Annotated in this window: 11 protein-coding genes; 3 read left to right on the plus strand and 8 right to left on the minus strand. The window is 62.2% G+C overall.

The genetic code is table 11. The features are described from left to right. Nucleotides 1-284: 284 nt before the first annotated feature. Complete coding sequence (gene lexA / locus LB516_RS06785; protein WP_015317797.1) at nt 285-1,028, plus strand: transcriptional repressor LexA; 744 nt, start codon at nt 285-287, stop codon at nt 1,026-1,028. On the opposite strand, the gene LB516_RS06790 is transcribed toward lexA, so the two are convergent. Then, the gene (locus LB516_RS06790) at nt 1,022-3,475 is read right to left on the minus strand and encodes a ComEC/Rec2 family competence protein (RefSeq protein ID WP_224719208.1); all 2,454 of its coding nucleotides are present in this window, start codon (nt 3,473-3,475) and stop codon (nt 1,022-1,024) included. The two genes, lexA and LB516_RS06790, sit on opposite strands and share 7 nt — an antisense overlap. Before the next feature lie 103 nt (nt 3,476-3,578). Here LB516_RS06790 and gltX point away from each other — a divergent pair, with 103 nt between their 5' ends. Together gltX and gltA are read left to right on the plus strand one after the other, a co-directional pair. Further along, the gene (gene gltX, locus LB516_RS06795) at nt 3,579-5,003 is read left to right on the plus strand and encodes a glutamate--tRNA ligase (RefSeq protein ID WP_015317795.1); all 1,425 of its coding nucleotides are present in this window, start codon (nt 3,579-3,581) and stop codon (nt 5,001-5,003) included. Nucleotides 5,004-5,186: 183 nt separating this feature from the next. Beyond that, nucleotides 5,187-6,509: a citrate synthase gene (gene gltA, locus LB516_RS06800; protein WP_015317794.1), complete on the plus strand. Its 1,323-nt coding sequence runs from the start codon at nt 5,187-5,189 to the stop codon at nt 6,507-6,509. A 108-nt stretch (nt 6,510-6,617) separates the two neighbouring features. Here gltA and lpxB read toward each other — a convergent pair whose 3' ends face one another. From lpxB to rseP, 7 genes are all read right to left on the minus strand, one after another. Then, nucleotides 6,618-7,796, minus strand: coding sequence for a lipid-A-disaccharide synthase (gene lpxB / locus LB516_RS06805; RefSeq protein WP_140824580.1), 1,179 nt, complete (start codon nt 7,794-7,796; stop codon nt 6,618-6,620). After that, a complete protein-coding gene (locus tag LB516_RS06810; protein ID WP_140718024.1) occupies nt 7,789-8,703 on the minus strand; it encodes an LpxI family protein in 915 nt (304 codons plus the stop codon). Before LB516_RS06810 ends, lpxB begins: the two co-directional genes overlap by 8 nt. Then, complete coding sequence (gene lpxA, locus LB516_RS06815; RefSeq protein WP_140664109.1) at nt 8,675-9,508, minus strand: acyl-ACP--UDP-N-acetylglucosamine O-acyltransferase; 834 nt, start codon at nt 9,506-9,508, stop codon at nt 8,675-8,677. The genes LB516_RS06810 and lpxA overlap by 29 nt, the downstream gene beginning before the upstream one ends. 13 nt (nt 9,509-9,521) lie before the next feature. Then, on the minus strand, nt 9,522-9,989 hold the full coding sequence (gene fabZ, locus LB516_RS06820) for a 3-hydroxyacyl-ACP dehydratase FabZ (RefSeq protein WP_015317790.1): 468 nt from the start codon (nt 9,987-9,989) through the stop codon (nt 9,522-9,524). Next, nucleotides 9,982-11,037 (minus strand): UDP-3-O-(3-hydroxymyristoyl)glucosamine N-acyltransferase, encoded by a 1,056-nt coding sequence (lpxD, locus tag LB516_RS06825; protein ID WP_015317789.1) that lies wholly within the window; start codon nt 11,035-11,037, stop codon nt 9,982-9,984. Before lpxD ends, fabZ begins: the two co-directional genes overlap by 8 nt. A gap of 73 nt (nt 11,038-11,110) precedes the next feature. Beyond that, on the minus strand, nt 11,111-13,510 hold the full coding sequence (gene bamA / locus LB516_RS06830; protein ID WP_015317788.1) for an outer membrane protein assembly factor BamA: 2,400 nt from the start codon (nt 13,508-13,510) through the stop codon (nt 11,111-11,113). A gap of 217 nt (nt 13,511-13,727) precedes the next feature. Continuing rightward, nucleotides 13,728-14,870, minus strand: a complete 1,143-nt coding sequence (gene rseP / locus LB516_RS06835; RefSeq protein WP_015317787.1) for an RIP metalloprotease RseP — start codon at nt 14,868-14,870, stop codon at nt 13,728-13,730. Nucleotides 14,871-14,897 lie beyond the last annotated feature (27 nt).

Consider the following 14,897-nt stretch of genomic DNA (forward strand, 5'->3'; position numbering starts at 1 on the left):
CCGCGAATTATACGTCCCTCCGAGGAGAAGCCTTCCAACTAACTGATGCCAAAGCCTCGTCGGCGGATGGGCCACAGGCCATTAACCAAAACGATTTCAATGCGCCTGCCGACGGCGGAAAGGACTGGTTGCCGCCCGCCGTCGCGGGCAAAAAACTTCAGACCCCTTAACAAATTCATTAAACTTTAAACGGTTGCAGAACACAACTGGAACAGATAGTGTTTGTTCTGGGTTTGTTTTTTCGATTCTGGTTCAACCTTTCGTTCAATGTCTTGGGGGCCGCCATGCTGACACGCAAGCAACATGAACTGCTGATGTTCATCCACGAACGGCTCAAGGAAAGCGGGATACCGCCTTCCTTCGACGAGATGAAGGAAGCACTCGATCTTGCCTCCAAGTCGGGGATCCATCGCCTGATCACGGCCCTGGAGGAGCGCGGCTTCATTCGCCGGCTACCCAATCGGGCGCGCGCGCTGGAAGTGCTGCGGCTGCCGGACTCGATCGCGCCGGGCCTCAATGCGGCAAAGAAGTTCTCGCCAAGCGTCATCCAAGGCAGCCTTGGCCAAGGCAGTCTCGGACGCCAGATCAGGCCGGCCGCTGCGCCTTCGCGCCTGCCCGCGGCCGGCAACGACGACGACGCGGTTTCAGCCGTGTCCATCCCGGTCATGGGCCGTATCGCCGCCGGTGTGCCGATCGATGCCATCCAGCATCAGACGCATTCGATCTCGGTGCCGCCGGACATGATCATGGGCGGCGAGCACTATGCGTTGGAGGTCAAGGGCGACTCGATGATCGAGGCTGGTATCTTCGATGGAGACACGGTCATTATCCGCAATGCCGACACGGCAAGCCCGGGCGAAATTATCGTGGCACTGGTCGACGAAGAGGAAGCGACACTGAAGCGGTTCCGCCGCAAAGGCGCTTCGATCGCGCTCGAGGCCGCCAATCCAGCCTACGAAACGCGCATTTTCGGGCCGGACAGGGTCAAGGTACAAGGCAAGCTGGTCGGGTTGATCAGGCGCTACTGAACCGGCTTGTCATCGGGCTTGTCGGGTTTTTTGTACGGCGGCAGCCCCCTCGCCTCGCGTGAGAATTTTCGCTGTTCGTGCCAGGGCCGGTATGGTCCGTCGACGGCGAATGCGATCGCGGCCCGGGTCGTGGCCGACTGGGGATTGAAGAAGACGGCAGCGGTTCCCTTGCGGGCGAGCTGCCGTTTGGTGACGACGAGAACCAGTGGATTGTGGCAGGCGTCATAGGCGGTTGCGTCATTGACGATGATCAGGTCGGCGAAAGCGCAGGCTTTCCAGGTGGTCTTGCGGTCCTCGACATAGGCAATGATCGCGCCGGAAGGGTGCCTGGCAAGGCACAGGCCTTCGCGGCAGTAGAAGGGCGATCCCGGCGGCAGGTCGGTGGGACTGGCAACATCGAATTGCCTGTCTGTCGTGTCGAACATTTCCGGTTTGACGATTGTTTCGGAGATCAGGGCGCGCTTCCAGTTGTCGGTTGCGAATTCGTTCGGACGTTCCCGGTTGACGGCCAGTTCGCCATTGCCGATCGGCAGCGCGACCAGCCGCGCATCTTCCGAGATCAGCACATCGGGCGCGCGTGTGTGCGACACAGTCAACAGGCCGGCGAGCGCGAATGGCAGCGCCGCGAGCCGCAGCCATGTCGTCGCCATCGTCGCGATAACCAGCGCGACGGTGACCAGCAGCACGGATTGCTGCGAAATCAGCCCGACTCCATCGACCGGAGAGCGCTCCGATATCCACGCAGACACGGCGATCATTGCTGTCAGGCCCTTGCCCATGAGGTAGAGAGCCGGCCAATCCAATCCGAATGGCATCAACAGCGCGCTGGCGACGGCCAGGAACATCACGACCGATACGATAGGCATCACGGCCAGATTGGCGAACAGGCTGAGCGGCGATACCCGCTGGAAATGCCAGATGGCAAACAGTGCCGTGGCGCTGCCGGCGATAATGGACGTCATGGCCAGTCCACCTGTCGCCAGCAGGAATTTTCGCGTCAGGAACCCGGGCAGCGATCGCTTTGGCGGCGGTGGCCGCGTCTTTCCCGCACGGTGATCGGCCCAGCCGGCATAAGCGCCAACCAGGGCCGCGGTCGCGGCGAACGACATCTGAAAGCTCGGGCCGACGACCTCGTGAGGCGAGACCAGGATGACGGCGATCGCCGAGATCCCCAGATTGCGCATGGTCAGCGCAGCGCGATCGAAGAAGACGGCAATCAGCATCACCGCCAGCATGATGAAGCTGCGTTCGGCGGCAACGACGACACCGGAAATGATGAGATAGGCCGCGATCGAGAACAGTGCGGCGGCGGCCGCGTATTTCTTCACCGGCCGGCGCGCGGAAAAGTCTGGAAACAGCGCGAAGGCACCACGCAGCAGACCCATGATGGTGCCGGCCACAAGCGCCATATGCAGTCCCGAAATAGAGATGATGTGATAGATGCCGGTACGCCGCATCGCTTCATTGATTTCATCGGGTATGCCGGCGCGCACGCCGACGATCAGCGCCGCCGCGATCTCGCCTTCAGCGCCGCCGACGCTGCCCCTGATGTGGTCGGCGATGGCTTCGCGGGCATTTTCGATGCCTGAAAAAAGGCGAGCCGATAGCGGCATCTCACCGTCGTCGGCGGAAACAACCGTTGGATTGCCGAGAAAGAAGCCGCTGCCGCCGATGCCGGCGAAATAGCTGTCAAAAGAGAAGTCGTAGCTGTCCGGCCGCACCGGGCCGGTCGGCGGCAACAGTTTGGCGTAGCCTGTGATGAGCGAGCCGGCGGTCATTCCCGGCGGTATCTTGCGTGCGGAAAGCCGGACCCTTTCCGGCGCATAGCGCAGTTTCGGCCGGGCGGTCGAAGTCACGTCCATGGTCAGCCGGATGCGGCCGCTCTCCATCTCCTCGATCGAGACCACGCGGCCGGTCAGTTGCGTGGAGATTTCCGAACCCAGCATCCGGGTTCCGGCTCGCCATGTTTCGACCTTCGCCGCGAGCAGGCCCAGCGCGCACAACAGCACTGCCATGAGACACAGATGGGTTTTGGGCCAGGAACGCGAGACGAAGGCACAGACCGCCATCAGCACCACGACCGCGGCGGGCTTTGCAAAGTCGGGCTCGGACGCCAGCGAGAAATAGGCGATCGCCCCAACGGCCAGACAGACCGGCACCAGCAGGAACGCGATGCCTCGGTCGAGTTCGAGCTCCGCCGCCCGGGTCACGCCATGGCGCAGGCGAGGCAAGGATACCAGGCCGATTTGCCGGCGCACGCGCACGATCCTGCCCGCGGCAGGAGCCGGCGCCGGCGCCTGCCCACCTGCCTGCAGCGACCTGGTCTCGGGTGCAGCCACGAGCGGAGATGGCAGTGGGATCGTCGCAGGCGCCGCAAACAGGGATCGCTCGCTGACGCCGATAGCGGCATCCTCGCCCCGATCCGAGCCCCGGCCTCGTCCAGTCATCGGGTCTGCCCCTTGCACCCTCGACGTCCTATGCTACATGAACGCGCAACGCGCGAAAGTCCGCACGCTCTGCACCCAGCTTCAGACGTTTTCCGAGAGTTCCATGCCCGACAAGGTCATCACCCGTTTTGCCCCCTCGCCGACCGGCTATCTGCACATCGGCGGCGCGCGCACGGCGCTCTTCAACTGGCTCTATGCAAAGCATACCGGCGGCACGATGCTGCTGCGCATCGAGGACACCGATCGCGAGCGTTCGACCGATGCGGCCACATCGGCCATTCTCGATGGCCTGACCTGGCTTGGCCTTTCGTGGGACGGTGACGCGGTCTCCCAATTCGAGCGCGCGCCGCGCCATCGCGAGGTGGCCGAGGAGCTGGTGCGCCTGGGCAAGGCCTATTACAGCTACGAGACTTCAGCCGAGCTGGAGGCAATGCGCGAGGCTGCACGCGCCAAGGGCCTGCCGCCACGCTATAACGGCCATTGGCGTGACCGCGACCCCTCGGAGGCGCCGTCCGGCGTCAAGGGCGCCATCCGCATCAAGGCACCGACCGAGGGCGAGACGGTGGTGCAGGACCGGGTCCAGGGAGACGTGCGCTTCCCCAACAAGGATCTCGACGACTTCATCATCCTGCGTTCGGACGGCAACCCGACCTACATGCATGCCGTCGTCGTCGACGATCACGACATGGGCGTCACCCACATCATCCGTGGCGACGATCACCTGACCAACGCCGCCCGCCAGACCGTGATCTACAACGCCATGGGCTGGGACGTGCCGTCGATGTCGCATATCCCGCTGATCCACGGCGCCGACGGCGCCAAGCTGTCGAAGCGCCACGGCGCGCTCGGCGTCGAAGCCTATCGCGCCATGGGCTATCTGCCGGAGGCGCTGCTCAATTACCTTGCGCGGCTCGGCTGGAGCCATGGCGACGACGAGATCATGTCGATCGAGGACATGGTCTCGTGGTTCGACATTGGCGACGTCAACAAGGGCGCGGCGCGCTTCGACTTCGCCAAGCTGGAAGCGATCAACGGCGCCCATATGCGACGTATGGCCGACACCGAGCTGTTCGATATCTTCATCGCCACCTTGCCCTATCTGGAGGGCGGTCCGGCGATGGCGGCGCGCCTCGACGACAAGAACAAGGCGCAGCTGCTGGCAGCACTTCCGGGCCTGAAGGAGCGCGCCAAGACGCTGGTCGAGCTTGTCGACGGTGCCGGCTTCCTGTTTGCCGCGCGGCCGCTGCCGATCGACGACAAGGCGGCACTCCTGCTCAATGACGACGCGCGCAAGATCCTGCGTGGCGCTCACGAAGCTTTGAAGTCGCTGTCAGGCGACTGGACGGCGGCCACGGCCGAGGCCGCGATCCGCGACTTTGCGTCGGCTGGCGGCCACAAGCTTGGCGCCGTGGCCCAGCCGTTGCGGGCTGCGTTGACCGGCAAGAGCACGTCACCGGGCGTATTCGACGTGCTTGCCGTTCTGGGGCGTGAGGAAAGCCTGGCGCGCATAGCGGATCAAATCGATTAGGAGCAAACTGGCCCAAGAAGATTGGCATTGAAAGGCGGGTTTCGCAGTGCAACATTAGGCCTTGGCCCAATCTGGCACGCACCTCCTAGAATGCGGTGGCGAGTACGCGCATTGCGGTGATTTCGACGTGTCGCTCTGCGGATTTTGCCTTTGCCGGCATGACGAAACAAGAAGGAGTTTGCAATGACCGAAGCTGCGAAAAAACTGGATGTGGGCGGCCAAGAGGCCACGGCGACGCTGGAATTCGCCGGCAAGACTCACGAATTCAAGGTGCGAAGCGGCTCGGTCGGACCTGACGTCATCGACATCGCCTCGCTCTACAGCACCACCGGCGCCTTCACCTATGACCCGGGCTTCACCTCGACGGCAAGCTGCGAGTCGGAAATCACCTTCATCGATGGCGACGCCGGCATCCTCCTGCATCGGGGCTATCCGATCGACCAGTTGGCCGAACATGGCGACTTCCTCGAAGTCTGCTACCTCCTGCTCTACGGCGAATTGCCGACCAAGGCGCAGAAGGACGATTTTGACTACCGCGTAACGCGCCACACAATGGTGCACGAGCAGATGTCGCGCTTTTTCACCGGCTTCCGCCGCGACGCGCACCCGATGGCGGTGATGTGCGGCGTGGTTGGCGCGCTGTCGGCCTTCTATCACGACTCGACCGACATCTCCGACCCGTACCAGCGCATGGTTGCCTCCATGCGCCTGATCGCCAAAATGCCGACGATCGCGGCCATGGCCTACAAATACCACATCGGCCAGCCCTTTATTTACCCGAAGAACGATCTCGGTTTCGCGGCAAACTTCCTGCACATGTGCTTTGCCGTGCCGTGCGAGGAGTACAAGATCAACCCGGTGCTGGCGCGCGCCATGGAGCGTATCTTCATCCTGCATGCCGATCATGAGCAGAACGCTTCGACCTCGACCGTTCGCCTCGCCGGCTCCTCGGGCGCCAACCCGTTCGCCTGCATCGCCGCCGGCATTGCTTGCCTGTGGGGCCCTGCCCATGGCGGCGCCAACGAAGCGGCGCTCAACATGCTGGGCGAGATCGGCCATGTCGATCACATCCCGGAATTCATCGCTCGCGCCAAGGACAAGAACGATCCATTCCGCCTGATGGGCTTTGGCCACCGCGTCTACAAGAACTACGATCCGCGTGCAAAGATCATGCAGAAGACGGCGCATGAGGTTCTGGGCGAACTCGGCATCAAGGACGATCCGCTGCTCGACATCGCGATGGAACTGGAAAAGATCGCGCTGACCGATCCCTATTTCATCGAGAAGAAACTCTACCCGAACGTCGACTTCTATTCCGGCATCACGCTGAAGGCGCTGGGCTTCCCCACCACCATGTTCACCGTGCTGTTCGCGGTTGCCCGCACGGTCGGCTGGATCGCCCAGTGGAAGGAAATGATCGAGGATCCACGCCAGAAGATCGGCCGTCCGCGCCAGCTCTATACCGGTGCGCCAGAGCGCGACTACGTGCCGATCGCCAAGCGCTGAGACGAGTGAGTAGTGAGTAGTGACTAGTGACTAGTGACTAGTGACTAGTGAGTAGTCAGGTTAGAGAGTTTTCTAACTCACTACTCACTATTCACCACTCACTACTGACTACTGCCTACTCACTCTCTTGATACACCCCATCACCACCTGCGCCGCGATCTCACCGGACGGTTTGTCCGTTGCCATGCGCCGTGAAATCTCGGCGAACCCGTCTTTCTGCCAGGCGCGCATGCCACTGTCGGCCAACAGCGCTTCCAGCTGGCGTGCCAGATTGTTCGGCCTGACGTATTCGTCGTAGAACTCCGGGATCAGTGCGCGATCCGAGATCAGGTTGGGCAGCAGCGCCGACCAGACGGAAACGAAATACCGCGCCACGGCGCGTGCGACAGGGTCGAGCCGGTAGCAAGAGATCATCGGCACGCCGGACAGTGCCAGTTCCAGGGAGACGGTGCCGGACGCGATCAACGCCGCGTCGGCCTTGCCGAAGGCCTGCCATTTGCGCTCCGGCTCCAGGATAATCTCGGGTTTTTCATCCCAGCGCGTGACCGCGGATCGTACGGTGTCCGCGACATGCGGCACCGTCGGCAACATCAGCCGAAGCCGATGCCCGCGTGCCCGCAGCATCGACACGGTCTCGCCGAACGGCTCGAGCAGCCGTCGCACCTCGCCGCGCCGCGAGCCGGGCAGGACAAGCAGCGTCTTCACGCGGTCTGGTGAAAGATCACGCGGCTGGGCCTGCGCCCTGGCGGCCGACAGCACGCCGGGATCATGCGTCAGGCGATGGCCGACATAGGTGCCGGGCGGGCCACCCAGCCGATCGAGCTCCTTCACTTCGAACGGCAGGATGCACAGGATGTGATCGACATACGGCTTCATCGCCACCGCCCTGCCCGGCCGCCATGCCCAGACGCTCGGGCAGACATAGTGGACGATCGGGATCGTCGGGTTGGCGGCGCGCACCTTTTTGGCGACGCGCAGCGAAAAATCGGGGCTGTCGATGGTGACGAGGCAGTCCGGCTTGGCATCCGCAACCAGCCCCGCCAGCTGACCGATCCGCCGCATCAGGCGCGGCAGGTCACGCAGGACGGCGCTGAACCCCATTAGCGCGACCTCGCTGGCGTCGAACGGCGAAACCAGCCCAAGCGCCTGCAGGTGGCGGCCACCGAGGCCGACGAGCTGCACATCGCGCCCTGTTATTTGGCGCAGCGACTGGACAATGTCGGCGCCAAGCAGGTCGCCTGACTCCTCGCCCGCGACGATCGCGATCTTCAGCGCCCTGTCAGCCATGACCTGACTCCGTTGCGGCCAGGCCGACAATGAACAGCCCAAGGTCATTGGCACGCGAGAGGGTTGCGGGAGCTTCGAGGATTAGGGAGCGTCCCGCCTCGACGGCAATGCCGGCAAGCCCGGCCGCATGCGCTGCTTCTACCGTCTGGGGCCCTATGGAAGGAAGATCCGCGCGCAGCTCCTGGCCAGGCTTGGCGCATTTGACCAGCACACCGCGCGTCTTGCCGGCGATACGGCCGTGGCCGCGCAGCAGCCTGGCGCGGTCCAGCAATCCGGCCGTGCCCTCGATGCCTTCAAGCGCAATGGTCCGGCCGCCGACCGCGATCGCCGCCTGGCCGATATCCAGCGCCCCGATGGCTTTTGCCGCGGCAAAACCTGCCTCGATGTCGCGCCAGTCCGACTTCCGGGGCGTGGCCCTGGTCAACACCCCTTCGGCGGCGACAAGGTTCGGCACGATCTCGTGGGCGCCCACGACCTTTATCCCCCGGGCCTCGAGCCCGCGCGCCACCACCTTGAGCAGTCCATCGTCGCCGCGCGCCAACGCCATGACGACGACGGGTATCACAGCGAGCAGGCTGAGGCTTGGGCGCATCTGTGTCAGCCTTGGCCTGCGCTTAATCTCGCCGGCAAGCACCAGATGCGTAATCCGGTTACGCTTGAGCAGCGGAATGAGCGATCCTATCGCCTCCAGGGCAAGGGTCTCATGCTCGTAACGGCACAATTCAGCCAAGCGGTCGGCCTCACCGTCCATGAGCACGACGAAGGGCGGATGACCCTGTCCGGCCAAACCGGCAGCGACTTCGACCGGAAGGCTGCCGCCGCCGGCGATGATGCCGACCCTGGCACCAGGCGGGAGATCGAGACCAGCCGCGGCTGTCTCAGCCTTCGTCATCGGCATCGTCGCCATCGCCGCCCTTGAGCGATGGCACCGCATAGTGCCGCTTGCCGCGACTGGTGATGAAGTCGATGATCTTCATCGCTGTCGGCGACGAGGCGAACTCCACCTTGGCGAACTCGATGTTCTCGCCCACGGTGCGGGAGCGGTCGAAGATCGTCTTGTAGGCCTTGCGCAGCAGATGGATTTCGGAACGCGGCAGACCGGCGCGCTTGAGGCCGATGATGTTCAAGCCGCGCAGGCTGGCGCGGTTACCGACGGCGATGGCATAGGGAATGACATCACCGACAAAAGCCGAGCACCCGCCAAGAAAGGCGTTGTCACCCACGCGCACGAATTGATGGACGGCGCTGAGGCCGCCAATATAGACGTTGTTGCCTATCTCGCAGTGGCCGCCCAATGTCGCCCCATTGGCGAAGGTGGCGTTGTTGCCGACGGCACAGTCATGGGCGATATGGGCGTAGGCGAGGAAATTGCCATTGTCGCCGACCGTGGTTTCGCCACGGCTGGTGTCGGTGCCGACATGCATGGTCACGCCTTCGCGGATGGTGCAGTTGGCGCCGATGACCAGCGTCGTGCGGCCGCCCTTGTGCTTGGTGTTTTGCGGCGGTGCGCCCAGTGTCGCCATCGGATAGACCTTGGTCGACGCCCCGATAGTGGTCGCGCCCATCACCGAGACATGGCTGACCAGTTCGACCCCGTCGCCGATCACGGCATCGGCGCTGACATGGCAGAACGGCCCAATGCGCACACCCTGGCCGATCTGGGCGCCTTCTTCCACGACGGAGGAAGGATGGATTGACGTCTTGATTTTCATAGGCACTCGATCGTCAGTCGCCGGTGACCATCATGGCTGAAATCTCGGCCTCGGCCGCCTTGGTACCTTCGACCAGGGCTTCACAGGCGAATTTGAGCAGGTTGCCGCGCTTCTTGATTTTCTTGACATGGATCTTCAACTGGTCGCCGGGGACGACCGGTTTACGGAATTTGGCGTTGTCGATGGTCAGAAAATAGACCAGCGACGGCTTCGATGCCCCGAGGCTGCGGATGCAGATGGCTCCGGCCGTCTGAGCCATGGCCTCGACGATCAGCACGCCCGGCATCACCGGCTGCTCCGGGAAATGCCCCTGAAAATGCGGCTCGTTTATGGTCACGTTCTTGATGCCGATGGCGGAGTCGTCGCCGTCGATGTCCACGATGCGGTCGATCATCAGGAAGGGATAGCGGTGCGGCAGGAGCTTCATCAGCCCCAATATGTCGACCGCTTCCAGCGTTGTCGCCGCCACCATGTCAGCCATTGTCCTTGCCCTGCTTGCGTGCCCTGGCCATCGTGCGCAACATGGCTATCTCTCGCATGGCTTCCGCCATCGGCTGCGCCGGATAGCCACCCCAAATCTCGCCGGCGGGAACATTGCTCATAAATCCACTTCTGGCTGCAAGCTTGGCACCTGTACCAATCGTCAGATGATCCGCAAGCCCGACGCCGCCGCCCATGGTGACATTGTCACCCACCACCACGGAACCGGAAATACCCGACAGCCCGGCCACTATACAATTGCGGCCGATGCGGACGTTATGGGCGATCTGAACGAGATTGTCGATCTTGGTGCCTTGCCCGATGATCGTATCGGACATGGCGCCACGATCGACGGTGGAATTGGAGCCGATCTCGACATCGTCCTGGATGACGACGCGTCCGATCTGTGGAACACGTTCCGGCCCCTTGGCGCCGCCGACAAAGCCAAAGCCGTCCTGGCCGATCCTGGCGCCACCATGGATGATGACCCGATTGCCGATCAGAGCGTACTGAATACTGGCGCCCGGCCCGACATAGCCGTCACGGCCAATCTGGCAGGACTGTCCGATGACGGCGTTGGGCGCAATGACTGTGCCGCTGCCGATCGAGACACCAGGCCCGATGACCGCGCCGGCCTCGATGATAGCCCCGGCTTCGACATGCGCCGTCGGATCGACATGGGCATGCGGCGAAACACCGGTCTCACTGGTCATTGGCCCCGGCGTGGCGGCTGTCGGGAACAGCAGGCGCCCAACCAGCGCGAAAGCCTGCTGCGGCCGTGGATGAGTCAAGACAGCAACGCTGGAAGGCGCCTTGTTTGCGAATTCGGCCGTGCATAGGACCGCCGCCGCGCGCAGCGACGGCATCAGCGCGGAATTACGCCTGCCGTCGACGAAAACAAGCGCATTGGCGCCGCCTTCATTGGCCGGCGCCAGCGCTTCGATCAAAACGTCGGATTGGCCGGAATCGACAAGCACCGAGCCGGTCAGATTCGCGACTTCGGCCGCCGTATACCGGCGTGATGGCGCGAAGAACACCGGATCGGTCATTCCAGAAGCTATATCCAGCTAGGTCGGAACATTTCTCCCGGATCCAAAACCCGGGAGCATCGTTGGCCGCCGATCAGAAGCGGGTCGATATGCCGAAGTTGAATTCCTGCACGTCGTCGCTCGCTTGCTTCTTGACCGGGATCGCATAGTCGATTCGGATCGGCCCGAACGGTGAAGCCCACATCAGGCCAACGCCGACAGACGCACGCAATTCGAGGCCGGTACCAGCGATATGAATATCGTTACCGGGATTACCATCGTTTAGATGCTGATTGATCTTACTGCCATAGAGCGTTGCGGCGTCCGCAAACACCGCACCGCGCAGACCGAAGCTCTCGGGAATAACCGGCAACGGGAACTGCGCTTCGGCCGAGGCGTTGAAATAAGTCACACCCCCCAGATGATCACCCGTGGTCGGGTCCACGGGACCAATGCCATTATACGCGAAGCCACGGATCATGCGGTCGGTGCTTTGGAACTGATCGAAGATACGCAGATTACCGTCGCCGCCATAGGCCTCGACATGTCCTGCACCGCCTGAAATCAGCCCGACCAGATCAAGCTGCTCGGATAGCGTCTGGTAGATACTACCGCGACCGGTGATCTTTACGAACTTCGCGTCACCGCCCAAGCCGGCCATTTCGACCGTCGTGTTGGCATAGATGCCTTCATGCGGGTTCTTCATGTCGTCGATCGTGTTGTAAACCAGCCCTAGGCTGATCGACGACTTGATCCAAGGACTCTGAGCAATGCCATCCAGGATAGCCGGTGAAATCGTGCAGGTGCCGTCCGGATTTCCAATGGTGGTTGGACCGCAACTATCGTCGACTTTATATTTCTCTTGCGAGATGTTGTACGCCAACTGGGTCGTGATGCTGTTGGTGATCGGCAACCCGAAGCGGATCGTCGCGCCGGTGGTGTCGCTGTCGTAATTGTTATTGTATTCCCGCGTCGACTTGAAAATGTCGAAGCCGGCTGCGATGCGCCGCCCGAGGAAATAGGGCTCGGTGAAGGACAGGCTGTAGTCGCGCGAATTCTTGCCGCCACCCGCCGACACTTTGATGAACTGGCCGCGACCGAGGAAGTTGCGCTCGGTGATCGATCCTTCGACGGACGGTCCAGCTGAATCGCCGCCGGTCGAATAGCCGGCGCCAACCGAGAATTCACCCGTCGACTTCTCGACCACATCGACCACCAGCACGACTTGGTCAGGGGCCGAGCCAGGCACGGTCGAAATGTCGACTTTGTCAAAATAATTCAGGTCTTCCAGGCGCTTCTTCGCGCGCTGGATGAGCACCTGGTTGAACGCATCGCCTTCGCTGACATCGAATTCGCGACGGATGACATAGTCACGCGTGCGGTCGTTGCCGCGGATCTCGATGCGCTCGACATAGGCCTTGGTGCCCTGGTCGACGGTGTAGACCACCGAGATCGTGTGGTTCTCGAAGTTGCGGTCGCCGCGCGGTGTCACCTGGGCGAAAGCATAGCCGGAACCAGCCACCTTCTCCGTCAGCGCAATGATGGAGTCTTCGACGTTCTTGGCGTTGTAGACATCGCCCTTGCGGGTTTCGACCACCGATTCCAGCGACTTGGAGTCGACTTCCGGGATCGTGCTTTCGACGCTGATATCGCCAAAATTGTAGCGCTCGCCTTCCTGGACGGTGATGGTGACCGTGTATTTGTTGGTCGCATTGTCGAGCTCGCCGACGGCGGACACGACCTGGAAGTCGGCATAACCGTGATTGTAATAGAAGCGGCGCAGCAGCTCCTGGTCGGCGCGCAGCTTGTCTTCGTCGTAGACGTCGTCGCGCAGGATGAACGAGACCCAGGACGAGCGCTTGGTGTTGATCACATCAGACAGGCGGCGGCTGGAATAGGCACTGTTGCCGACGAAATTGATTGCCGCGATCTGCGTGCGATCGCCTTCGGTGATGTGGAAGACCACGTTCACGCGGTTGTCGCCAAGCTCCATGATCTGCGCGGTCACGCCGGCATCGTCACGGCCGATGCGCCTGTAGGCGGCCTTGACCGCCTCGACATCCGAATCCAGCGTAGCCTGAGAGAACGTGCCGCGCGGCTTGAGCTGAACCGCTGCCTGAAGCGCGTTGTCCTTGAGCTTCTTGTTGCCCTGGAACAGCACCTGGTTGACGACCTTGTATTCCGAAACCTTGACCACCAGGGTCGAGCCGACCTGGTTGATCTGGACATCCGAGAACAGGCCGGTGCCGAACAGCGCCTTGACCGCGCTATCGACATCGGAGCTGGAGAAGGCCTTGCCGGGCTTGATGGTGATGTAGTTGCGGATGGTATCGGCGTCGACACGCTGGTTGCCGCTCACCTCCACCCGGCTTACGACCGCGGCTTCGGCCGCCGATGTGGCAACGAACTGCACTGCGAGCGCACCTGGTACGACCAGAGCGGCGGACAGTGCCGCCGCTGACGCGGCGTTTAGAAACTTGGATGCTGCCTTCATCGGGCTTAATAACCTTTTCTCGTAGTCCCCACGGCGAGAAAACCGGACGTGCGGTCATTTCCCCTACCGTATTAACCGGATTTTCCCTACACGCAAGGCTTCTGGTTAATTTGTATTTACTTAACCCTGGTGCGTGGCTTTCGCGTCACTCATATCCCCGTGCATGGTAAACGGCGTCTCAACATCCGCCATGCTCAGGCCAAATTCCTTCATGATTTCAGCACCCAAAGAGATCGTTCCAGAACACGAACCCCATGAAGCACAGCACCAGAAGCAGACCGGCCCGATAGGCCATTTCCATCATCCGTTCCGACACCGGCCGGCGGATGACGGCCTCCACCCCGTAGAACAACAGATGGCCGCCGTCGAGGGGGGGAATCGGCAAAAGGTTTAGAATGCCTATCCCAACGGACAGCAGCGCGACGAGCTGCACCAGCCATTCAAAACCGAGTTTGGCCGCCTTGCCGGCCATGTCGGCGATCTTGACCGGGCCACCCAACTGGCACTTGTCTTCGCGCCCGACGGCGAAGCGCTGCAGGAACTGTCCGGTGCGCTCGATGACGTGGCCGGTTTCCTCAACGGCCGCCGCAACGGCTCCGACCGGGGTGTAGGTGATGAGGCGGGGCTGGCCGAGTTCCTTGTTGTTGACGACGCCGATCACGGCGACCTTGACCTTGTTGCCGAGCGCGTCCTCCTGCTCCATCAGCTGCGGCGACGCGGTCACCGTGACCTCCTTGCCGCCGCGCAGCATGACGAAGGTGATGGTGTCGCCGGCGCGGCCCGAGACCAGCCGCTGCACGTCGCCGAAGGTTTCGACCTTGCTGCCGTCAACGCTGACGAATCGGTCGCCTGGCAAGATGCCGGCCTTGGCTGCGGGACTGTCTGTTGTAACCTCCGCCACCATGGGCTCCGCGACATAACGCCCATAGGCGGCAAACAGCACGGAAAAGACGACGATCGTCAGCAGGAAGTTGAACAGCGGCCCGGCCACCACCGTTGCCGCGCGCTTCCAGATCGCCTGGGTGTGGAAGGCAACCTTGCGTTCCTCGTCGGTCAGCGTTTCGAGTTCTTCCGATGTCGGCTGGCTGGAGGTGGCGTTCATGTCGCCGACAAACTTGACATAGCCGCCAAGCGGTATGGCGCAAAGCTTCCAGCGCGTACCATGCCTGTCGTTGAAGCCGATGAGCTCCGGACCGAAGCCGATGGAGAAGGCCCTGACCCCGATGCCGCACCAGCGGCCGACGAGATAGTGGCCCATCTCGTGAACGAACACCACGACGGTCAGAACGAAGAGAAACGGCACGAGCGTGCCGAGAAAGAGGCCTTCCGTGCTGAAAATCGCGTGAAGAATCTCGTTCAATTCAGGCCCTCAAGTTCTTCCGCGTCG

The organism is Mesorhizobium sp. CO1-1-7 (genome assembly GCF_020164885.1).
Lineage (GTDB): Bacteria > Pseudomonadota > Alphaproteobacteria > Rhizobiales > Rhizobiaceae > Mesorhizobium > Mesorhizobium australicum.

Excerpts from the sequence above, each read along its gene's own strand:
- lexA (WP_015317797.1), top strand. The coding sequence starts at position 285 with ATGCTGACACGCAAGCAACATGAACTGCTGATGTTCATCCACGAACGG.
- LB516_RS06790 (WP_224719208.1), bottom strand. The coding sequence starts at position 3,475 with ATGACTGGACGAGGCCGGGGCTCGGATCGGGGCGAGGATGCCGCTATC.
- gltX (WP_015317795.1), top strand. The coding sequence starts at position 3,579 with ATGCCCGACAAGGTCATCACCCGTTTTGCCCCCTCGCCGACCGGCTAT.
- gltA (WP_015317794.1), top strand. The coding sequence starts at position 5,187 with ATGACCGAAGCTGCGAAAAAACTGGATGTGGGCGGCCAAGAGGCCACG.
- lpxB (WP_140824580.1), bottom strand. The coding sequence starts at position 7,796 with ATGGCTGACAGGGCGCTGAAGATCGCGATCGTCGCGGGCGAGGAGTCA.
- LB516_RS06810 (WP_140718024.1), bottom strand. The coding sequence starts at position 8,703 with ATGGCGACGATGCCGATGACGAAGGCTGAGACAGCCGCGGCTGGTCTC.
- lpxA (WP_140664109.1), bottom strand. The coding sequence starts at position 9,508 with ATGAAAATCAAGACGTCAATCCATCCTTCCTCCGTCGTGGAAGAAGGC.
- fabZ (WP_015317790.1), bottom strand. The coding sequence starts at position 9,989 with ATGGCTGACATGGTGGCGGCGACAACGCTGGAAGCGGTCGACATATTG.
- lpxD (WP_015317789.1), bottom strand. The coding sequence starts at position 11,037 with ATGACCGATCCGGTGTTCTTCGCGCCATCACGCCGGTATACGGCGGCC.
- bamA (WP_015317788.1), bottom strand. The coding sequence starts at position 13,510 with ATGAAGGCAGCATCCAAGTTTCTAAACGCCGCGTCAGCGGCGGCACTG.